We start from the raw sequence: 21,070 nt of genomic DNA on the forward strand, positions 1-21,070 counted from the left end.
CTACACCATGCATTTTACTGATGTTTTTATTAAACGACCGGTGCTAGCCACTGTCGTGAGCATGATGATTTTATTATTAGGTTTTAAAGCTTTTGAAACCCTCAGTATTCGACAATATCCCAAACTTGAAAATGCGGTTATCAGTATTACCACCACTTATCCTGGTGCCAGTAGTGATGTTATTCAGGGCTTTATTACCACACCTATCCAACAGGCTATCGCCAGTGCAGAAGGTATTGACTACATCACATCAAGCAGTCAACAAAGCGTATCTTCGGTAAAAGCGAATCTTAATTTAGGTTATGACGCTAACGCTGCTTTAACTGAAATTATGGCTAAGGTAGCAGAAGTTCAAAATGAACTACCTGAAGATGCTGACAAGCCTGTGGTCGCCAAAGAGTCTGCACGAGGTACAGCCTTACTGTATATGAGTTTTTACAGTGAGGAAATGAATAATGAGCAAGTAACAGATTACTTGACACGTGTCGTACAACCAAAATTAGCCACGATTGAAGGTGTTGCAGAAGCGGAAATATTAGGTAAAAAAACCTTTGCCATGCGTATCTGGCTGGACCCTGTAAAAATGGCAGCCCACCAAATTACGAGCGAAGATATTAATCAGGCAATCCGCACTAATAACTTTCTTTCTGCTGCCGGCGAAACAAAAGGTGATTTTATTGTTACAGGCGTCAATGCCAAAACAGATTTAACCTCACCTCAAGCCTTTGGCAATATTGTTATTGCCAGCCGTGATGATGTGCTTGTACGTGTTAAGGATGTCGCGCGTGTTGAGTTATCCGCTGAAAACTTTGACTCCTATGTTGCCTTTAATGGTATTCAGTCCGTGTATATGGCAATCAGCTCAACACCTTCAGCCAACCCTCTGGAAGTGATTCAACGCGTACGAAATAAATTACCTGAAGTCAAAGCACAACTACCTTCCACTTTGAAAGCCGATGTCGTTTATGATGCGACTCGCTTTATTGAAGCCTCTATCAATGAAGTGGTCAACACCCTGGTTGAAGCAACGGTTATTGTTATTATTGTTGTCTTCTTATTTTTAGGGGCGTTACGTTCTGTCATCATTCCTGTTGTAACCATCCCCTTATCCATGGTGGGTGTGTTATTTTTTATGCTGGTCATGGGTTACTCCATCAACCTGCTTACGCTATTAGCCATGGTACTCGCTATTGGTTTGGTGGTGGATGATGCGATTGTCGTACTGGAAAATATTCATCGTCATATTGAAGAAGGGTTAAGTCCTTTTAAAGCAGCCATTTTAGGTGCACGCGAAATTGCCATGCCGGTTGTTGCAATGACAATTACCTTAGCAGCGGTATATGCCCCCATTGGTTTCTTGGGAGGACTTACCGGTAAATTATTTACCGAGTTTGCCTTCACCCTGGCAGGCGCTGTGATTATTTCAGGTATTATCGCCCTGACCTTATCCCCCATGATGTGCTCCAAACTATTACAGGATGCCAGTCATGAAAGTAAATTAGCCGCAAAATTAGATCAACTTTTTGATAAGCTTAAACAACGTTTCCAGCGTTCTCTGGCCAGCGTGTTACAATACCGTGCGCCAACTGTTGTATTTGCGATTGTTATTTTGTGCAGTTTACCCATCATGTTTTTATTCATTGAAAGTGAACTCGCACCCAATGAAGATGAAGGCATTGTGTTTATTTCTTCTTCATCACCGCAATATGCCAATATTGATTATATGAATGCATACACCGAACAGTTCGAGTCTATTTTTAGCTCATTCCCTGAGTATGATAGCTCGTTTTTGGTCAATGGCATGGGTAGTGTCAATAGCTCTATTGCAGGTATGATTCTCAAACCCTGGGATGAGAGAGAACGCAGTCAGCTGGAAATACAGCCTCAACTACAGCAAAAATTAAATGGCATTGCTGGTTTAGAAATTTTCTCATTTAATATGCCGCCATTACCTGGCTCTGGTGAAGGTTTACCTGTCCAGTTTATTGTAAATACCACTGCCGACTATAGAACACTTCATCAAGTGACTGAACGTGTATTAGCTGAAGCGAGAAAAAGCGGTAAATTCATGATGATCACCAGTGATCTCAAATTTGATAAGCCCGAGCTGCAAGTCTGGATTGACCGGGATAAAGCCGCACGACTTGGGGTGAGTATGGAAGCTATTGGTAATGCTCTAGCCACCATGCTGGGTGAAGGTCGAGTCAACCGATTTACCCTTGATGGTCGAAGCTACAAAGTCATTCCTCAAGCCGATGCCTTATCCCGTATTGATCCCAGTTGGCTTAAACGTTATTACGTAAGAAACCAGCAGAATGACCTTATTCCACTGAGCACAGTGATTAAGACTAAGAAAATCAGTAAACCCAATCAGCTTAAGCAATTTCAACAGCTCAATGCTGCCACGATCCAAGGTATTGTTATGCCTGGTGTTGCCTTGGGGGATGCATTGACATTTTTGAATGAAACTGCTGATAAAGTATTTCCACAAGGGTTCAGCCGAGATTTTTCAGGCGTATCACGCCAATTTATGCAAGAAGGTAACGCATTACTCATTACTTTCGTCTTTGCATTAATTGTGATTTACCTGGTGCTTGCTGCACAATTTGAAAGCTTCCGCGATCCCTTTGTGGTTCTGATCAGTGTACCCATGTCGATCTTCGGCGCATTAATACCGTTGTTTTTGGGTGTCAGTACCATGAATATTTACACCCAGATTGGTTTGGTGACACTGATTGGTCTGATCAGTAAACACGGTATTCTTATCGTTGAGTTTGCCAATCAGCTACAAAAAGAGCGTGGTTACAGTGTTCATCAAGCCGCTCTGGAAGCGACAGCCATTCGGTTACGTCCAGTACTTATGACCACCGGTGCTATGGTTCTGGGTGTCGTACCACTGGTGTTAGCGGATGGTGCTGGGGCCATTAGCCGATTCAATATTGGCCTGGTTATAGCCACAGGTATGACTGTTGGTACATTATTCACCTTATACATTGTACCCACTATGTACACCTTCTTTGCTCGCAAACACCAAGAAGACACAGAGACAGATGATTTAGTCGCACAACCTGCCACTCACTCGTCATAACCTCAACGTCAAACTTCGCCGATAGAATTGCAGTCTATTGGCGAAGCTTTCTTCTACTCACCTCCCCGTCTTACTCAAGCCAAAAAGCACAGCTATTAAGCTACCCAAGCTATATTCATTCAACTAGACTAGAAAGGATTAAGGGATTCCTCACAGCTAATATTTACTTATCATCATGGCAGAAAAGACAATTTTATTGGCTCGACAACCTATCTTTGACACACAAAAAAAAGTCAAAGCCTATGAGTTATTATTTAGAGACCAGAATGATCATCAAGCCATTTTTGAGGATGGAAACGCCGCCACATCCAACTTACTGGATAGTGTGATTGGTTCATTACAATTAGAGGATGTAATTGGTGACGTTCCTGCCTTTGTTAATTTCACCCATCAACTCTTATTTAACCCGCCCGTCATCGACAAAAATCGTTTTGTCATAGAAGTGTTAGAAGATATTATTTTCGATGAACAAACGGTTGCTGCAGTAAAAAAGTTACATGATGATGGTTTCACCATTGCCCTTGATGATTACCAACACAGTGAAGATAAACCTTCTGTCTTGCCCTATGTTGATATTGTAAAAATTGATGTATTAGATACCCCTAAAGAAGAAATACCCCAAATTCTGACCGAATTAAAAGCATATAACGTAAAGACCCTGGCCGAAAAAGTCGAAACCTATGGCATGCTTAGCTTTTGTCGCGAGGCTGGCTTTGACTTATTTCAAGGGTATTTTTTATGTAAGCCTGAACAAGTCCATGGACATCGACTTGAGTCGAATAAAGCGATCGTGATGCAGCTGCTAGCAAAACTGCAAAATCCTGATGTAGAAGTCTCAGAGTTAGAATCCATTATTGATAAAGACCCTACGATTGCTATCAAAATTCTAAGACTTGTAAACTCCGCCTATTACCGCCGGACAAGAACAGTTGAAAGTATCAAACAAGCCATCACGATGCTGGGTATTACCCAAATACGCAACCTGGTGATCATGCTTAAGTTAAGCACCCTGGTCGATAAGCCTAATGAACTCATCGTATTGGCTTTACAGCGCGCGCTGATGTGCCAACTGATGTCTCGCCATATTAAAGGCAGCGATCCTTCTCAATATTTTCTGGTAGGGTTACTGTCAATGCTCGATGCCTTTTTTGACCAAACGTTAGAGAGTGTCTTATCAAGTCTGGCTTTACCCGATGAACATATTGATGCCGCATTACACTATAAAGGCATCATGGGGTTTATTCTGTCAACCACAATATTATATGAACAAGCGGCTTGGCAAAAAATCAACTGGGGACGATTACTCCAACTCAATATTAGCGATTTTACTGTTCGCGATGCCTACCTTGCCAGTTTAAGTGCTGCACACCAGCTGCAAAAGCTGTAAGCTTATCTCTTTTATGTAAACACACTTTATATGGGCAAAATTTGTGATATACCCCATCGTATACAACGACAAGTTCGTTAAAACCCCCTTATTGCTTTTATTAAAAGCATCTTTGTAAAAAAGCCATATAAGGTTTTTTCATGTAAAAGAGGTCTATTCAACTGTGGAATCATCAGCACCCTCCTTAATTGATATTGGTGTTAACCTTGCAGATAAATCATTTGCTAATGACAGAGAGGATATACTTACAAGAGCAAAAAAAGCAGGGGTTAACACCCTAATTATTACGGGTACCTCTGTTAATGGCAGCGAAAAAGCACTGGAACTTGCAAACCAATTTGATGATATGTGTTTCGCTACCGTGGGTATTCACCCCCATGATGCCAAACAGGCAAACGCTCATAGCATTGGCCAGCTCCGTTCACTGGCAAGTAATAAAAAAGCAGTGGCTTTGGGAGAAATGGGCCTGGATTTTAATCGAGACTTTTCACCTCGCCCTCAGCAAGAAAAAGTATTTATTCAACAACTCGAACTTGCCTGTGAGTTAAAGCTACCTGTTTTTTTACATGAACGAGATGCTGATAAGCGTATGCAAGCCATACTAAAAGACTATCGAGATCATCTTATTAATGGTGTTATTCATTGTTTTACTGGACAAAAACATGCGTTGTTTAACTACCTGGATTTAGATTTGCACATCGGCTTAACAGGTTGGATCTGTGATGAGCGGCGAGGACAACATCTTTTAGCGCTTGTACCGAGTATTCCCAGTAACCGACTCATGGTTGAAACGGATGCACCTTACCTTTTACCAAGAACTCTGCATCCAAAACCAAAATCTCGACGCAACGAACCCGCCTTTTTACCTGAAGTAGTTAAAACGATTGCAGACTGTCTACACGTTGATTATGTCAAAGTGGCTACTGAGACTAAGCAAGTGGCAGCATCTTTTTTTCAGCTACCTTTTGCCTCTTAAAACGCTTTAAATCGTCTAATTTATTTTTATGGAGAAACCACCAGCATTTCTCCATTTTTTATTTTTAAACTCATTTTTTGTTTTTCTATTACATTTCGCTATTAGATAAATTTATTTCCATCTCAAATAACCACGAAAATTAGCACATCATTACCAACCCACCACGCATTATAAACCCAATCAATATCACACTATAAACAAGATAAAAAATACATATCTATAGTTAACCGTTTATCTTTATTACATTGATTTACTTCACGAACAAAGTTTTTTTGTGACAAACTTCAAACCATACTATTGTTTCAATGAGGTAAATTTCTCTCCCACAACTCAGCGTCAATAAATTAAAAAAAGGCTTTACGGCCAACACAACCATTAAATCCTATGCACCAAAATAAATGGTTTTGTTATTTGTTTTTGAAAATTAATAAATAACAAAATCACGTTAGCGACGTTAGATTAGGGATAAAGAGGATAGTTATGAACGCACTTGGTAAGGCACTGCTAAGTCCAGTGGCTTTTGCAGTAGCATCAATATCGACAGTTGCTATTGCTGAGCCTGTTGTCATCGACGTAATGGCTGTATATACCGCCAACACTGAAAAAAGCAATGATATGGCAGCACGTCTCAATGCACTGGTTGAATATGCCAATCAAAGCTATATCAATAGTAAAATCAATATGCGGTTACGCTTAGTACACCACAGTGCGTTACCCACGAGTGAAGGTTTTGGCGATGTCATTGGTGATGGCGACCTGGAAAAATTAAAAAATAGCGAATATGTTGCTTCACTTCGTGCACAATATGGTGCTGACTTTGTCTCTTTAGTAGGCCCAGCAACCGGTTATTGCGGCCTAGGCTATGTTGGTATGGGTGATGAGAAAACCAACAAACTTTACAGTTATGCCAAGTCTTATGCCTTCAACTGGGTAAATATTCAATGTACTAGCTCTTATGCTCATGAATTAGGGCATAACATGAGTCTTGGACACTCTTATGCGCAAGGTAGTAAAGGCGGTGTTTACGACTGGGCTCGCGGCCATGGTGAAGATAATATTTTTGTAACAACAATGGCCTACCAATCAGCCTACTCAAGCGGTAGCTATGTTCCCCGTTTACAGTATTTCTCTAATCCCAATGTTTATGCATGTAAAGGCTTAGCCTGTGGTAAACCCATCACAGACAGTAAATCAGCAAATGCCGCTGAAGCACTTAACCGCTTAGCCACTCAACTAGCTGATTTTATGCCAACCAAAGTGGTTGATGAAACGTCCTCAACAACCACTGAAACTACAGAAACCACTACCGAGACAACCACAACTGAAACCACCACAGAAACAACGACAACAGAAACGACTGTCACTAAAACAGCCTGTAAAAAACAACCTGTTGCAGATAACTTGGTTAAAGATGGTGATTTCAATGAAAATAGCACCCGTTACTGGGGGTCTACATACGGCGGACAATTAGAGATCACTGAAGTCACAAACGACTGTATTGATAATGTCTTACACGCTAGCAATGGTCGTTACAGCAACGGTGCTTATCAGCCTATCGAAGGGCTACAGCTCAATACTAACTACGACTTTTCCGCTAAAGTCAAAATTGATAGTACTGCAAACGTTCGCCGTGACGTACAAATCTTTCTCGTTATACCAGGACAGCGTTATAAAACCATCAAAGTAGCATCAGTGACTGATCAGGAATTTACGATTATTTCTGAGCGTATGAATATTGAAGAAACTTCAACATTAACCTCATTAGAAACAGCCTACCTGTTCATTCATTCACCTTACAATGATACTGGACTGTTGATCGATGAAGTTAAGCTAACCAAGTCCAGTGAACAGCCAAAACCTGTAGTACCAGCATCATTACTCTACAGTGATTTTGAAAATGGTTTACAAAGTTGGGGAGCTGCTTTCCAAAGCTCAATCCAATTAGCGCCTATTTCAGCAGGCACAGGCTATAACAGCTTAGCGGTTACTTACCGTCCCTACTGGTACTCTGGTGCACTGTATGATGTTAAAGGTATCATCAAATCAGGCAAAACTTACACTGTATCAGCAGACTTCCGACTTGATTCTGCTTCTTCAGGCACTCAATATGCTGATATGAGACTGTACTATATTGATGATGCTGGCCATCACTGGGTTGTCATCAAGCGTCAACCAACCGCTGCAGGCCAATGGCAAGCTATCAGTGGCGATATTACCTTCAAACCTGTAGGTCAGCTTCGCTACGAGAAACTTTTCTTCTTTGGACCTAACGCTGGTATTAAATTTAATATCGATAATGTTAAAGTCGTAGAAAAATAATAATCGCTGAAAAAAAAGGGGGCATGAAATGCCCCCTTTTTTTTTATAACTAAATAAATTTAAATACTAAAAAAATATTTTCCCTGGCAAACCTAAAAATCACTTATTTTTATATTCGACTATACTGTTTGCAAGCATCTTATAAATACTAAAAGGCGAAGCATTTACAGACGTTTTTAGACTAAGTTCATCTGGTCTAACACCCCAAAAGTAAACTCATAAACAAACTTCTACATCGCTCAAGAGGTGACTCCATGTCTAAACATTTAACCACTGCCGTTGTTGCCTTAATAGTGGGTGCGATCGCCGTTATCATTTTCTATCAGCCCAGTGACGACTCAGCAATTCCCAAACCTGTTGCCCAAGCTCCAGAACCTAAAGCAACAACACCATCGTCACAAACACAACCAACGCAACAACAAACAGAAACAGCAGCTGCTACCACAAAACAAGATCAGAATTTAAAAGAACTAAACCCCATTAACGTCGCAGAAATAGATCCAGCACTTATGCAACAAGGTTCAATTGATTATGGTCCCATAACCGCGTGGGAAATTAACGACCAACAGCCCATCATTGAAGAAAATGGTCTCCACGTTGCTCATGCTCAAATAAATACAGGTGTTATTGAAAATTTTGCTGTTGGCCAAACACTCACCCTACCATTACCTCATATTAATGATGTGGTCGATATGAAGCTTACCAGTACACGTAACGCTCTTGATGATGTCAATGTTTGGACAGGTCAAAAAGTCAATGGAGAAAGCTTTGAAACAGTATCGATCAGTCGTGGTACAGAACAAACGTATATGACAGTAGCAACAGCTGCAGGTATTTTTACTGTGACAATAGATAATATATCCGGTAATACCACCATTATTGATGACTCCGAAATTACTTACCTAAACTCTCAAAAAGGTACTGATTCAGTAACACCAACGGCAATAGAAGAAGTTCCTCCAGAAAATCCAAGTTAATCGTATCAAGAAATTCAGTATTAAATATAAAAAAGGCCAGTGTGTTAGTTGGCCTTTTTTATATTAGGAATATTAAGAACGTTCGACGATGATCGTTGTTCCACCAAATGGCGATGATGGAGGATCTACAAACTCCTGATTAATCCAGCGAGCATCCTCAGGAAACAAACGAACACAGCCATGGCTTGCATTATAACCAGGCACATAAGGTGAGCCATGCAATGCAAATCCACGGAAAAAGAACATACAGTAAGGCATGGGTGCCCCACCTTTACCAAGAGGATATTTAGAAGACTTACAACTAGAGCCTAATTTACGTTTTATAGAATAAGTTCCCGTCACCGTTCGACAAGGACGTTTTACATCTGGACACCAATCCTTGCCACCAGACAGCGGTCCCCAGTGAACTAAATTGCCTTGCTCATTGTATGCTCCCCAGGCTAATACATCTAAATTAACCACTATGAGTTTTTCACCTGAGTTAGTTATTTGGGGCTTAAATGGAGAAATATCCATAACTGACAAAGAGTGAAGCTCATTTGGGACGGCAAGTTTCATTCCTGGACGCAGCCTGACATTCATACGATTAAACCGTTGAATTAAATCACGCCGCGTCGGGTCAGGAAAAAGGGAATACCAACTATCACCGCGTTTCACGTTGTAACAGGTAATTGTCTCGTAATCACAAAACCGTTCCCCGTAATGCGATTTGCTGGCTAATAGTGGTGTAGAACAAAACTGTGCTGCAATAAACACTGCCAATGAACCCACATAATTTTTATTCATGACAGTACACCTTAAAATACTACTAATTTTACAACTCAATAGAACTTAACTTTAATATTATAGATCATTCATTTTATTCTTTTAGAAACAAAATTATCCCTCCTGTTTTTTAAACGCATTGCGATCAGGTGCTTCTTCATAAGGAATCACACGAAACAATTTTCTCACAATAAAATTCACTGAGGGCAATCGGTGACGAGCCCAGACAAAAGTAGAAAATGGTTTAGCCCCTAACCCTGTTTTTGGTTCAGATGCCGTTCTACCAAACGAGATGACTTGACACCCCATACTAATACCATGCTCAACCACTAACTGCAGCAGTCTAAAATAAATAGGAAATTTTTGGTTAATTTGGGCATCAAACCCTACATAATATCCTTTAGCAATATCACCATCTTTTATGGTTGTAACAAAGCCTACAATCTCGTTATCTTGTTTAATTATCGAACAGCAAAACCGTTCGCCGAATGCCTTCGCTAAGGCTGAAAAATAACCTTCAGGTAATGTCGCGGGTCTGACTTCTGCTCGCTCTTCCACTTGTAAATACAAGCGATGAATAATAGCCTCATAAGGAGCTAAATCAACGATTTGCTGGTCAGTGATGTTGGCCTGTTGAAGTGTTTTTATGACTTTTCTAATCCGGTTTCGATACTTTGAGGTCAATAGTTGCAAATAATCCTCAAACGAGTCACAACGCTTAGTGAGATGTAACACCATATCCGGGTCCGTTTGTATCTTCCGATAACTGTAACGCTCCATAACCATGGATGCTTCCAGCTCAGCTTCATTGAGGTCTTTAACTAATGCAAAATTAACTGATCCATTTATTTTCTCTCCACGACGAATCCGATACATCAGTTCCGCAGCAATGCGCCACCCTTGTTCAACAGAAAGTTCATCACTAATAGCAATCCCGTGCAAACCATTAGAGACCAAATTACCACATACGAGTACACGCTCTTGATAGCGTTTAACAACCTTTTCTTTTAATTTTTTATCTGGTAACACCAACTGTTCTCCCCCAATGACCGCAAGTTGAAAAACAAATGCAGCGATGGGTTTTCCATCATGATAAGCTAAAGTGTAACGTTGTTCAGTATTTTCAGGACTAAACGCATCTAAAACCTGTAAGTAAGCGATACTCATAAACACTGATTTATTTTTCGTTATTTCATTCCAGTCATCTTTTTTTAAAAAATTGATGTTATCTGCAATAACATATTGGTACCCTAGTGGCGTATACCTTTCCTTATGACGTAATTTTTTATCTTTTAATACACGGATTGTATCCTTCATATTGTTTCCTTCAACAAACGGTCATTATCGAAGCAGTATAAATTTTATGTTTTATTATCAATATTATTCAATATAAAAAAAGCCGAGCATCGCTCGGCTTTATTATTTACTTCACTTACTATTCCCACGAAATCGTAGCACTACTTGTTGGTTTTACTGGAGCAGATCCATCATCATCAACAACAGAACCTTCCACAGTATTAGTATGTGGTACAGTATTCACCAGCGCCTCAAATGTACAGGTATAACTATCTCCTGGTTGAGTTGCAGGCTGCAGCTGCTGCGGCACAATACATGATGTATTTTTTATACTACCTTGTATTTGGGTAATATCACCAAACTTATCATCTATTAAACTATTCACTGTTAATGGCTCAGCATCAGAGTCATTTGAAATAGTCACTGTATATGTCACCAATGCACTGCTTACAACTTTTGATAAACTAGCTGCTGGTGGTACATTACTAATATTCACTGTAGCATCGTCCATTGCAGAAACAGCTTCACCATCATCGTCGATACCTTTTGCTTCAGCAACATTAGTAATAGAATCATGCCCATTACCACTCACGACACTGGTCACAAGACACGTATAACTAGCACCCGCCGCTAACGTTTGAGGCAAGCTACAGGTACCTTGTCCATTAAGTCCACCCAGTAAGTTATCAGTAAGACTATTAATTGTTACCGAATCAACACTGGAGTCATTCGACACAACATAGGTATAAGTTACCTTGCCGCCAGGTTCATATACTTGCACAGGATTTGCAGTTTTCACCAACGAAATAGCTGATGGTACATTCTGTATGACGACTGTCGCGGAGTCACTTGCGGCCACTGCGTTACCATCATCATCACTTCCTGAAGCAGTTACTGTATCAGTCTCAGCATCACCTGCATTTCCTGTCACGTTCATGGTAAACGAGCATGTATACGTTGCTCCAGGTTGAATAGTTTGCGGCGTACTACATGTCCCCAACCCACTCAAATTACCATAAATATTATCAACCAGTGTTGATAGCGTTACAGGGTCACTACTGGCACTGCTGACGTTATTGACTGAAACGGTGAAAGTTACATTGCCACCAGGTTCAATAAGTTCAGAAGGCGATACTGATTTACTGACCACAATTTCAGGTAATTCATCAAGTAACGTAACCGTTGCACTATTTTGTCCACTTAAACTATTACCATTATCATCCGTACCTTGAGCAGTAACTGTATCCGTTTCAACCATGCCAGCGTTACCTACTATCAATACTGTAAACTGACAAGAGTAGGTATCTATTCCACCTGGATTTCTATCATCAGATGGAATTGTTTGAGGCGTACTACATGTGGTATTAAGGATATTGTCATGACCTGACTGTGTAATATCACCATAGATATCATCAACTAATGTATTTAATGTCACATCATTATTAGGATCAATACCCACATTGGTTACAGCCACTGTAAACGTAACTTCTCCACCGGGCTCGTTTAATTCCGTTGGATTAACAGTTTTATTGACTAATAATTCAGCAGGAGGTACATCAATCGGAATATTAAATGTCTCATCACACTTACACTTAGAGGGTGAACCTGGGAAAGCATCGGTTGGTTTAACACAAAGCTCATTCGCACCCGCTTGTCGCCAGCTTGTACAATAAGGAAGATTTAACTTCCCATCTTTATCTGGGTCAATACATACTGCAGTTAAGGTGATTGTTGGATAAAGAGGGTTGTGTTCCGGTTTATCAATATCACCACAAGTGTCTTGAACACCAGAAGGGTCAGTTGTGCCTGGAAAAGGATCATTGGTGCCATCCAAATCAAGCCATGGAGGATTAGGTTGATATGGCATCGTTGAAATACTACAGCGTCCACTTTGGGCTCCATCGTTATTTGGGTCTCCATCGGTAACAAAGTAAATACCAATATCATGCCGCTCTTTTGCAGAAGCCTCCACCTCAAAGGTTGCGGTAAAAGATACGGTATCACCCTGATACGCACAACCATCATCCAGTATTTGCAATTGAGGTGTGCCATCTGAATTAGTTGCAACCCCTGCCACTCTTACATCGTTTGCAGAGCATTGAACAGAAAACCCTGCTGTTTCTTCAACGCAGAAAGCTTCTTCCGTATCCATTGCAAATACTGGCATCGAACTGCTACCAAATAAACAATATAAGAAAATGACAGATGTTTTATCAAAAAGAGAAAAGTTTGGAGAATAAAATACTCGTGAAAGCATGTTTTTCAAAGACATAACCACTCCTTGTTATGCAAAACAAGCAGTATAGTGCTTGCTGTTTTAAGTCATAAAAAACTTTATAGCTTTACAAAAAAGTGAACTCTAAATAACACTCAATATCCGTCTATTTCTAGCACTTATTAGCTAATAATCAAATAACCATGTGAGATATTTCCATATATTAAGTCATCCTTTAACTTACACTATACCAAGCACGCGATAAATTGATCCCTATTTTTCCTGAATTTTTATTGACAATAACCTTCTCAAAAAATGATCCTTTTAGCCAAGACATTTATGTCATGAAATCCTCTATCAGATAACTAAGCAATATTTCAAAACCTCTCAGATAAACGACTGTATGACAAAAAATAATAAAGATTTTTTGAATAGTCATTTCGTAAATCATCTAAACCAGGATAGGCAAAGTCCTTGAAAAAACGTAACTTAACTACACAGGATTTGAAAGTAGCTACACTATTAATTAATATTAGCCGTACTCATTAATGAGTAACTTTATGGAACGATTGTTCGCAGTAAAACATTTAGTCTTGATAATACTCACTTTATTGTCAACTCAGGTTTTAGCAGCCAATAAACTCAATACCATCATCCTGTCTGTGATGGATTATCCCCCTTATCACAGCCGAAGTATGGAGCAATATGGTCCTATTCCCCGTATCATATCTGCATCAATCAATCTTTCGGGCTACACTCTTGAGCTTAAATTTGTACCCTGGAATAGAGCCATTGAAGAAGCCAAATCAGGAGAAAAAGTAGATGGTATAATGGGGGTTTGGTATTCAGAAGAACGTACTCAATATTTTTTATACTCTGACCCTGTGATGAGCAATAAATGGTCACTCATTAAAAAGAAAGGCGCAGAAATTGACCTAACTTCAAGCGACTACAGACTTGGTACTGTAAGAGGCTACTATATTCCAGAGTCTGTCAAAAAAAAAGGTTATGATATTGAACTTGTTGCTGATGATGAAAAGAATTTACAAAAGCTTTTTTCAGGCAGAATTAACCTTACCCTTTTAGATGAAAACTACCTAAATTATTTAATCAGGGTTAAACATCATCGTTATAAAGATGCCTTTACGGTTATCACGCCTCCAGTAGCAATGATGACTCAGTACATTGCCATTTCAAAAAAAACAACAGCACCGCAGCAAAAAATCTTTATTATCAATCATGGATTAGAAAAAATAAAACTATCAGGGACTTTTGACAAAATCATAAAGCAAGATGGTATTAACAACTAAATTTAATACAACCTATTTGCTAATACCGCTCACTACTACGCAGTTTTTTTCATTCTGAGCATCTCTAGTTTTCGACTGCGCATTTTTCTTAATAGCTCTTCTGCTGGCAAGAAATCTTTTGCCGCAGACTGTGTTAATAGACAAATAGCCTCATTGCGAGCATTCTCAGCGCCCAGTTTGCCAATCAGCATTAAGCTCGCAACTGTATACATTGCTTCTGTATGTCCTTGCTTGGCCGCTTCCTGTAACCAGTAAAGTCCCTCTTCACTAGACATTGATGGATTTGATTTAAATATTTTCCACAATATAAATTGAGCTTCTGTATGCCCTACTGAAGCTAATTCATTAAACATTTCCATTGCTTGTTTATTATCCTGAGGAACCCCATCACCATAGAAATACATATACGCTAACTTAAGCTTCCATTCTTTATTACCAGCCAGAGCTAAACGTCTAACAGTATCTGTATAGCGTTTTCTAAAAGTGTCAGCCTTTTCAATATCTACCGATACACCATCACCATTCTTATAAATAAAATATAAGTACTGAAAAACCTCAGGCATGTTATCTGAATCAGCTAACAATAAAAATTTACTAATGGCCTCATCCATGACATCTAACTCGTAGGCATTGATAGCATCCTGAAGGAGCATTGTCTGTTGATTATTGTGCATACTTAATCCATCTCTTCTCACTAACACCCCGTCATAATTCAAGCCAGGGTTCGTCTTCAAGGTTCTCTTTTCTAGCGATATATCCTAGAAATCCATAGATGCTATTCCAATGAGCAGCCAATTGGTCTCCATTACCAAAGTGCGGATTTTATCCAGATAGCAGCAACACATATGTGACAGCAATCACACAAATAAAGATAAATTGATCAATATTTATTCTAATTTGCTATAGGAAACGCCATGGTTTCACTGAAAATACTTTGCTCGTAAGTAACCATTCACTTTTTCAAGGATTACTTGGCTCCAATAGCTTGCTCGCTAGGTAGAATATTAAAATCCCATAGTTACACCTGTGGCTTCATTGGCAGCTTAGGGACTTCAGGTAAATTAATTAACATACCCTCCAGTAAAATCTCAGGTACTCATTCCCCGCTTCCTTTCGGAGCTGTTCTACCTGCTCCTGTCCACCTACACCTAAGTAATGCGGATAAATCACGCCTTTGAGTATTAAACTTTGCCGTTCTGGACCGATGTATTGATAGGTAGGAGCGTTTGAAATGCGCTCCTGCTTACTACACCGGTAATGGTGAGTTTGCTGACTGGATTGATAAACAGCCGTATCGCGACTAAACCGAAAACGGACTTGTTGCTGAGGATTTGTGAGAATTAACATGGATTGAGGCATAGCAAGCTCCTTTGGCTATGCCTTTCTACTATTAAAACCAGGGAATGAATAGGGGAACTATTAATCCTTTACACCGATTTAAAAAATAACTTAAACTTTTTAAAATTTTTCTCATACTCTTCGCTTTTCAGTTTAGTGAGCTCTTCCAAAGGAAAAACCCTACTTAAAGCCTCTAAAGCACTTCTATCAAACATTTCATTCCCGCTCGACTCAACTACTTTAGCATTAACTAGTGAGCCATCCTTTTTTGTCTTAACCTGAATTTTAACTTGTAAGCTTTGACTACTAGATTGAGGCTTATTCCAATTCTCTGTAATTCTTTTGCTTATTAGAAATGATATGCTATTAATATCCAACCGTTGTTCACTTTTTGGTTCCACCACTTTGTTCTGAAAGCTTGTACAACCAGTTAATACAGCACTTAGTAAAACCAGCAATAGATAATACTTTTTCATTAACAAAACTTCTTATTTTTTCAAATCAATTACTTTTGTGCTTGCCGCCAGATCATGCAAACATCTACGCCCACCACCAAAAATAAACAATGAATCTATTAAAAATAGAAAATTAATAATAAAACACCCAATCCAAAATAGAAGCATTCTAAAAATTAGTATTATAAATATATTTTGCTTCTCACCATCTTCAGACCTAACAATTGCTATCTTTAACAATTTCTTCCCAATCGTTTGACCACCAACAACTAGTAGATATACATTTAATGCAAAATACAAAAGCAATATTAATACTGAAATATAATGCTCATCTTGAAATTTAGAGTTATCAACCCCCAACCAATCAAAAATCAACCATGGAATCGTTATAACACTAAGAAAAATAATTTTATCAATAACTGTAGCCCAAAAACGCCTTGACAACGAAGCAAGTTTACAGTCTTCAGATTGATTTTCTTTTAACTCAGCCTCAGGAGCCTGATATATTTCACTGCTATTCATAGCTAACCATCAAATAATACAAATACTTAGTTTATTTCTACTGCGCTACCATCTCAACTTTATCTGCATTTGCAATATAATTGTATAGACCGAAAGCTACAGTAAAAACTCGATTAGCACTCTCTCCTTTGACTAAATAATCCCTCAAACTGTAATCAAAGTTATTTAAAGTATTACTATCAACGTTTCGAGCCAAATTTACAGCACACCCTGTAACAAACATTAAAACAACAAATATTACTATAATTTTATTCATTTCAATTATTTAATCACCCACATAAAAAAATACTTCATCACGAATAAAGCCCCCCTTTCCTTCTTTAATTATATATTCTCGATGATTGTTGCTATTTGAAGCCTCTAATTTTCTTTTTCCTTAACCTGCTTATCAAACTGATCTTCCAACTCTTTTATTTCATCAGCAAGATTTTTATTGTCTTGATTACCCCCATCTCCAATTTGAATAACTACCTCTAAGATATCAATATCGTTCATACCTTCAGGGAACGGCTTAACTGGAAATATATCCGCTATACACTGTTGTAATGAACTTGAAACAACATCAGTGCGACTTTCAAGTAGAACAATATTATAAAGAACACCATCAGAAGCAACTGCTACCAATATACGTGAGTTTGGAGCTATTTGCTTAATGCAATCCAAAGATTGAACTTTGCTGCGAATACTTTGTGCATAATAATCTGAAGAAACTTGCCGTTTAGTTGATGCTGAGTTACAACCTGTAAGCAGGCTGGTTATTATGATAAATAAAGTAACGAGAATATTTTGCATCATTTCAAAGCCATCTTAGTTGATTTTACATCATCAGCTATTTGCTTAAAGCGTTCAAAATCTTCAGCTTTTCTTGATCTTAACAGGGTAACGACCTGATCACCCGTTTCATCAGAGCCTTTGTGTAATGCTCTCAACTCATACTTTTTCATAGTTAAAATGGAAATTACAAAGCCAATGGCAAATAGCCCAAAACCCAGTAAAGGGAAAAAAGCCCAGCCAATCGCAGAGAAGAGAAATGAGAAAGTGAGCACTCTAACCAAGTGATCTTTAACTTTCATCTCCAAAGCATATATATCGATAATCTTACTCAGTTGGTAACTATCTTTACCAATAGTGAGTGTTTTACCACTCACTTCAATATTTTTTTTCATAATCCAAACGTGCCTACAAACTTACAAACGATTCATAAACTCAATAGCCCGCATGTTTACACCTGATATCACACGAGGGCTGATTTCATCTGTCATGACTTCATCGCAGGGAATCATCTCGCCATACGTGATGATGAACATCCGACGCTGTTGGGGTGGTAATGCTTTGAGATGTAATTTTTCAATTAAACACCCAAAAACAGAAACATCCTCCTGCTTTTTAGAAAGCCTTCTTACACGAAAATATGTTTTATAATTAAGGCCCTTGAAAAACATGTTATCTTTATTGAAAAAATTCCTACTTTCAATGTCATCGCTAAAGTATGTACTAACACCCGCTTCAATAAAACTAACCGATAAAGTACGATTGACATACCCTTTATTATTTTTGCCTTGGAACAAATATATTTCTTGCTTGTTATGTGCTCCACTAAAACCATCTTGATACTGGTTAAACTCTTTACCTGAAAATGAATCCACTAATTCATAAGACTTAGGTATGTTGAGCTGTATAGCTGGCGATACGTTAGAGGTCAGCACGTTATCTTCAACGCCACGCTTGACATTAATGCCACAACCAGTGGCTAATACTGATAATAAAACTACTGCAAATAACTTCTTCATTTATATAACTTAATTCATTTGTTAATTCGATTCGTAAAAATAGATAGCCCCAGCTTTTTAGGCTGGGGTGGCTGAGAACTATTCTAATTCGTTTGACTTATTAATCACACTTCGGATCTAAAATAACAGTTTTTCCATCATCTTTTTCTTTCAAAAATACTATTTTGTCTTTGTTTATCACTACATCAATTTTTGTTGAGAATATTCCATTTTCTCTTATAAGGCTTGATGTAGTCACAATTTCTTTATACTCAACAATACTGTCTTCTATACCAACTTTTAAACAGTCATAAGTATAGGGGATACTGCCAGTTTCTCCTGGCTTTATAGTGGTTAACACTCCACCAGAGTATATCGAATATAGATGTATTTCATTCTCAGTCTCATTTTTTAATGATAGCTTTAATAATGCAGGACAACCAGCCAAGAGAGCCGAAGCGGTTACAATTAGTAAAACTTTAAATATCAAAATAAAGCTCTCTCTTTCACTGGACTAGTCTGCATAAAAATATCCTAGTTAATTTCCTGCATCTTGAAAACATTCTTTCTTTTCTGTATAGAAATTGACTCCATCTGGACCTATTCCCCATACTGAGTAACCATTTTCATTGTTACTTTCAAGTTCAACCATTTTTTTTATTTTTTCTTTATCCAAAATAAATAGTGTTTTTCCATTTTTAGTGCCATGAATTTCTTCTACAGCAATATCATTGCCAGCCCCGATAGGCCCAGAAAGGCAAGGGGTCCAAATATGGGAGAGCTGCTTTCCGGTAGAATATTTCACCTTTATTTCTATGCTAGTATCAAAGTCATTTCTAATTGTTGGTGGATAAAAGAAATGATCACAACCCGTCAGAAAAAAAACAATACAAAAAATGATACTTAGTCTTTTAAATGCCATAATAAAGCTCTCTCATACACTGGCCTAGTCTCCATAAGAATGTATTAGTTAATACTTCCCGTATTTTGAAAACATTCTTTCTTTTTTGTATAAAAATTAACCCCGTCTGGTCCTATACCCCATACAGAGTATCCTCCCGCATTTTTATTTTCCAACTCCGCCATTTCAGCAATTTTTTCCTTGCTCAATACTATTATATTCTTATCACCTTTAAAAACTTTAATTTCATTTATAGTTTTATTCTCTCTACCTATAAAGCTAACTAAACAAGGAGGCCAATCATGAGTCAATTGTTCTCCACTTGAATATTTTATATTAACTTTAATAGTTGTATCAAAATCATTTCTGATTTTCGGGTAATAAAAAGTATCACACCCCAAAATAAAAACAGACAAAAGAATGATTGTTATAATTCTTTTCATGGCCACCAACCTCCAGTTTTAGGTGATCTTCCGTAGTGCTGTGCTGCATTTTCAAATGAATTTCCTTGTGGGCCTGAAAGCCCACCACTTATAAAGTATACTGGGGCAAAAAAAGGACCTAGAGCCTGGTATTGGTATGTATGGGCTTCTTCATGCTCACCAATGTTTACAGTAGGGTCACCATAAGCAAAGTTTTTTTCTGGGGGAGACTCGGAACCGTAGTGCACTGTATTACCTAAAGTTAGAGCCATCCACTTATTCATGAACGGATTATTAATAAACTCTATTGCATTATGCCCAATGTTAATTGATGGATTAATATCTGTAATACCAAACCAATAGCCCACTTTACCAACGACATATCCAGTAAATCCAACCACTAAACCTGCAGCTGTATTTGGTAGAGTCCAGAGCTTCCCTAAAATATCTACTACTGTATTCAAAACCTTTGAAGCTGCGTTTTTGAATCCATTTCCATTATTCTTATAAGGATCATAGCCAAAGTGTTCTCGCCGTAGAGGAGTTGTTTGCCTTTGATTGCTTTGCATTACTGACTTACGGTCACTACCATCTATTTGATTCGATTCACCACGCCCTATTTCGTTGTAGTGATCCATTACATCATTAGCAATCTGTTCTCCATAGTTTAAAGGTTCTCTTGGCTGGTACTCTGGACGTAATGGTCCTGCATATCCCATCTTTGTATCCGAGCTATCTTGTCCACTATTACTATCATTTCCATTATCTTTTTTACCACCACCACTAAAAAAGTTTCTGATAGATTCCCAGATAAAGCCCGTTGGATCAGATCCATTTAATGGATTATTTAAACCATAACTATATCGGTTATAGCTTTGAATATTATTTATTATTTGTATAATCGGATCAGCACTTAAAAACCGACCCACATTAGGATCATACACCCGCCCGTTCATGTGGATTAATCCCACACCATCCAAATGCTCGTGGTTGGTGAAGCCTCGCTTGGTGATGGTGCTGGTGATCTGTGTAAAATCAATCGCGGCTTGCCAATCTGTCTGGCGACGTTTACCCCAGGGATCATAACTGAAGCACTCAACCACTTGGCCGTTTTGGTCGGTAATGGCCGTGAGTGAGTCTAAGTGATCACGATGGAAGTAATTGGTTTTTGTGCCATCTTCTGTGCCGGCATTTTCCGTTTTGGTGATAATGGCGACGTCAGCAATGTAATGCTTATGCTGTATTTTGCCGGTATCACTAACCACCTTCTCATAGATACCCGATTGGTAGTAGGTCGTGCTGGTGCCTGTGGGTCCATGATCAATCCGGC

General features: G+C 38.6%; 21 protein-coding genes. 6 read left to right on the top strand and 15 right to left on the bottom strand.

Annotated elements, in window-relative coordinates; genetic code table 11:
- The first annotated feature begins 7 nt into the window (after positions 1-7).
- The 5 genes from ACQ96U_RS13385 (at position 8) to ACQ96U_RS13405 (ending at position 8,747) form a co-directional block, all read left to right on the top strand.
- Positions 8-3,088 carry a MexW/MexI family multidrug efflux RND transporter permease subunit gene (locus ACQ96U_RS13385; protein ID WP_431721760.1) on the top strand — a complete coding sequence of 1,027 codons (3,081 nt, stop codon included), beginning with the start codon at positions 8-10 and terminating at the stop codon, positions 3,086-3,088.
- Positions 3,089-3,263: 175 nt separating this feature from the next.
- Positions 3,264-4,475: an EAL and HDOD domain-containing protein gene (locus ACQ96U_RS13390; RefSeq protein ID WP_431721761.1), complete on the top strand. Its 1,212-nt coding sequence runs from the start codon at positions 3,264-3,266 to the stop codon at positions 4,473-4,475.
- Between the two features lie 163 nt (positions 4,476-4,638).
- Entirely contained in the window at positions 4,639-5,451 is an 813-nt protein-coding gene (locus tag ACQ96U_RS13395) for a TatD family hydrolase (protein WP_431721762.1), read from the top strand.
- A 480-nt stretch (positions 5,452-5,931) separates the two neighbouring features.
- Positions 5,932-7,770, top strand: coding sequence for a carbohydrate binding domain-containing protein (locus tag ACQ96U_RS13400; RefSeq protein WP_431721763.1), 1,839 nt, complete (start codon positions 5,932-5,934; stop codon positions 7,768-7,770).
- Between the two features lie 254 nt (positions 7,771-8,024).
- Positions 8,025-8,747: a hypothetical protein gene (locus ACQ96U_RS13405; protein WP_431721764.1), complete on the top strand. Its 723-nt coding sequence runs from the start codon at positions 8,025-8,027 to the stop codon at positions 8,745-8,747.
- Between the two features lie 72 nt (positions 8,748-8,819).
- Here the strand turns inward: ACQ96U_RS13405 and ACQ96U_RS13410 are convergent, their stop codons facing one another.
- From ACQ96U_RS13410 to ACQ96U_RS13420, 3 genes are all read right to left on the bottom strand, one after another.
- A complete protein-coding gene (locus tag ACQ96U_RS13410) occupies positions 8,820-9,533 on the bottom strand; it encodes a L,D-transpeptidase (RefSeq protein WP_431721765.1) in 714 nt (237 codons plus the stop codon).
- A gap of 93 nt (positions 9,534-9,626) precedes the next feature.
- A complete protein-coding gene (locus ACQ96U_RS13415) occupies positions 9,627-10,829 on the bottom strand; it encodes a GNAT family N-acetyltransferase (protein WP_431721766.1) in 1,203 nt (400 codons plus the stop codon).
- Between the two features lie 118 nt (positions 10,830-10,947).
- The gene (locus ACQ96U_RS13420; protein ID WP_431721767.1) at positions 10,948-13,080 is read right to left on the bottom strand and encodes a DUF7507 domain-containing protein; all 2,133 of its coding nucleotides are present in this window, start codon (positions 13,078-13,080) and stop codon (positions 10,948-10,950) included.
- 608 nt (positions 13,081-13,688) lie between these two features.
- Here ACQ96U_RS13420 and ACQ96U_RS13425 point away from each other — a divergent pair.
- Positions 13,689-14,333, top strand: coding sequence for a substrate-binding periplasmic protein (locus ACQ96U_RS13425; RefSeq protein WP_431721785.1), 645 nt, complete (start codon positions 13,689-13,691; stop codon positions 14,331-14,333).
- Between the two features lie 35 nt (positions 14,334-14,368).
- Here the strand turns inward: ACQ96U_RS13425 and ACQ96U_RS13430 are convergent, their stop codons facing one another.
- The 12 genes from ACQ96U_RS13430 to ACQ96U_RS13485 form a co-directional block, all read right to left on the bottom strand.
- Positions 14,369-15,067 (bottom strand): tetratricopeptide repeat protein, encoded by a 699-nt coding sequence (locus ACQ96U_RS13430; protein WP_431721768.1) that lies wholly within the window; start codon positions 15,065-15,067, stop codon positions 14,369-14,371.
- Between the two features lie 331 nt (positions 15,068-15,398).
- Positions 15,399-15,692, bottom strand: a complete 294-nt coding sequence (locus ACQ96U_RS13435) for a phage tail protein (protein WP_431721769.1) — start codon at positions 15,690-15,692, stop codon at positions 15,399-15,401.
- A 68-nt stretch (positions 15,693-15,760) separates the two neighbouring features.
- Entirely contained in the window at positions 15,761-16,147 is a 387-nt protein-coding gene (locus ACQ96U_RS13440) for an energy transducer TonB (protein ID WP_431721770.1), read from the bottom strand.
- Positions 16,148-16,159: 12 nt separating this feature from the next.
- A complete protein-coding gene (locus ACQ96U_RS13445) occupies positions 16,160-16,648 on the bottom strand; it encodes an RDD family protein (protein ID WP_431721771.1) in 489 nt (162 codons plus the stop codon).
- 37 nt (positions 16,649-16,685) lie between these two features.
- Positions 16,686-16,904, bottom strand: coding sequence for a hypothetical protein (locus tag ACQ96U_RS13450; protein WP_431721772.1), 219 nt, complete (start codon positions 16,902-16,904; stop codon positions 16,686-16,688).
- A 104-nt stretch (positions 16,905-17,008) separates the two neighbouring features.
- Entirely contained in the window at positions 17,009-17,443 is a 435-nt protein-coding gene (locus ACQ96U_RS13455; RefSeq protein WP_431721773.1) for a hypothetical protein, read from the bottom strand.
- Complete coding sequence (locus tag ACQ96U_RS13460; RefSeq protein WP_431721774.1) at positions 17,440-17,814, bottom strand: hypothetical protein; 375 nt, start codon at positions 17,812-17,814, stop codon at positions 17,440-17,442. Before ACQ96U_RS13460 ends, ACQ96U_RS13455 begins: the two co-directional genes overlap by 4 nt.
- A gap of 21 nt (positions 17,815-17,835) precedes the next feature.
- Positions 17,836-18,438 carry a hypothetical protein gene (locus tag ACQ96U_RS13465; protein ID WP_431721775.1) on the bottom strand — a complete coding sequence of 201 codons (603 nt, stop codon included), beginning with the start codon at positions 18,436-18,438 and terminating at the stop codon, positions 17,836-17,838.
- Positions 18,439-18,538: 100 nt separating this feature from the next.
- Positions 18,539-18,907 (bottom strand): hypothetical protein, encoded by a 369-nt coding sequence (locus ACQ96U_RS13470; protein WP_431721776.1) that lies wholly within the window; start codon positions 18,905-18,907, stop codon positions 18,539-18,541.
- A 48-nt stretch (positions 18,908-18,955) separates the two neighbouring features.
- Positions 18,956-19,339 carry a hypothetical protein gene (locus ACQ96U_RS13475; protein WP_431721777.1) on the bottom strand — a complete coding sequence of 128 codons (384 nt, stop codon included), beginning with the start codon at positions 19,337-19,339 and terminating at the stop codon, positions 18,956-18,958.
- Between the two features lie 44 nt (positions 19,340-19,383).
- Positions 19,384-19,761, bottom strand: coding sequence for a hypothetical protein (locus ACQ96U_RS13480; RefSeq protein WP_431721778.1), 378 nt, complete (start codon positions 19,759-19,761; stop codon positions 19,384-19,386).
- The coding region (locus tag ACQ96U_RS13485; protein ID WP_431721779.1) for an RHS repeat domain-containing protein at positions 19,758-21,070 on the bottom strand (1,313 nt) is incomplete at its 5' end. The genes ACQ96U_RS13480 and ACQ96U_RS13485, both read right to left, overlap by 4 nt.

It is taken from the genome of Zooshikella sp. RANM57, from assembly GCF_050749885.1.
Classification (GTDB): Bacteria; Pseudomonadota; Gammaproteobacteria; order Pseudomonadales; family Zooshikellaceae; genus Zooshikella.

Bases quoted from the DNA above. Each gene is read 5' to 3' on its own strand.
- ACQ96U_RS13385 (WP_431721760.1), top strand. From the start codon at position 8: ATGCATTTTACTGATGTTTTTATTAAACGACCGGTGCTAGCCACTGTC.
- ACQ96U_RS13390 (WP_431721761.1), top strand. From the start codon at position 3,264: ATGGCAGAAAAGACAATTTTATTGGCTCGACAACCTATCTTTGACACA.
- ACQ96U_RS13400 (WP_431721763.1), top strand. From the start codon at position 5,932: ATGAACGCACTTGGTAAGGCACTGCTAAGTCCAGTGGCTTTTGCAGTA.
- ACQ96U_RS13405 (WP_431721764.1), top strand. From the start codon at position 8,025: ATGTCTAAACATTTAACCACTGCCGTTGTTGCCTTAATAGTGGGTGCG.
- ACQ96U_RS13410 (WP_431721765.1), bottom strand. From the start codon at position 9,533: ATGAATAAAAATTATGTGGGTTCATTGGCAGTGTTTATTGCAGCACAG.
- ACQ96U_RS13415 (WP_431721766.1), bottom strand. From the start codon at position 10,829: ATGAAGGATACAATCCGTGTATTAAAAGATAAAAAATTACGTCATAAG.
- ACQ96U_RS13420 (WP_431721767.1), bottom strand. From the start codon at position 13,080: ATGTCTTTGAAAAACATGCTTTCACGAGTATTTTATTCTCCAAACTTT.
- ACQ96U_RS13425 (WP_431721785.1), top strand. From the start codon at position 13,689: ATGGATTATCCCCCTTATCACAGCCGAAGTATGGAGCAATATGGTCCT.
- ACQ96U_RS13435 (WP_431721769.1), bottom strand. From the start codon at position 15,692: ATGCCTCAATCCATGTTAATTCTCACAAATCCTCAGCAACAAGTCCGT.
- ACQ96U_RS13440 (WP_431721770.1), bottom strand. From the start codon at position 16,147: ATGAAAAAGTATTATCTATTGCTGGTTTTACTAAGTGCTGTATTAACT.
- ACQ96U_RS13445 (WP_431721771.1), bottom strand. From the start codon at position 16,648: ATGAATAGCAGTGAAATATATCAGGCTCCTGAGGCTGAGTTAAAAGAA.
- ACQ96U_RS13450 (WP_431721772.1), bottom strand. From the start codon at position 16,904: ATGAATAAAATTATAGTAATATTTGTTGTTTTAATGTTTGTTACAGGG.
- ACQ96U_RS13455 (WP_431721773.1), bottom strand. From the start codon at position 17,443: ATGATGCAAAATATTCTCGTTACTTTATTTATCATAATAACCAGCCTG.
- ACQ96U_RS13460 (WP_431721774.1), bottom strand. From the start codon at position 17,814: ATGAAAAAAAATATTGAAGTGAGTGGTAAAACACTCACTATTGGTAAA.
- ACQ96U_RS13465 (WP_431721775.1), bottom strand. From the start codon at position 18,438: ATGAAGAAGTTATTTGCAGTAGTTTTATTATCAGTATTAGCCACTGGT.
- ACQ96U_RS13475 (WP_431721777.1), bottom strand. From the start codon at position 19,339: ATGGCATTTAAAAGACTAAGTATCATTTTTTGTATTGTTTTTTTTCTG.
- ACQ96U_RS13480 (WP_431721778.1), bottom strand. From the start codon at position 19,761: ATGAAAAGAATTATAACAATCATTCTTTTGTCTGTTTTTATTTTGGGG.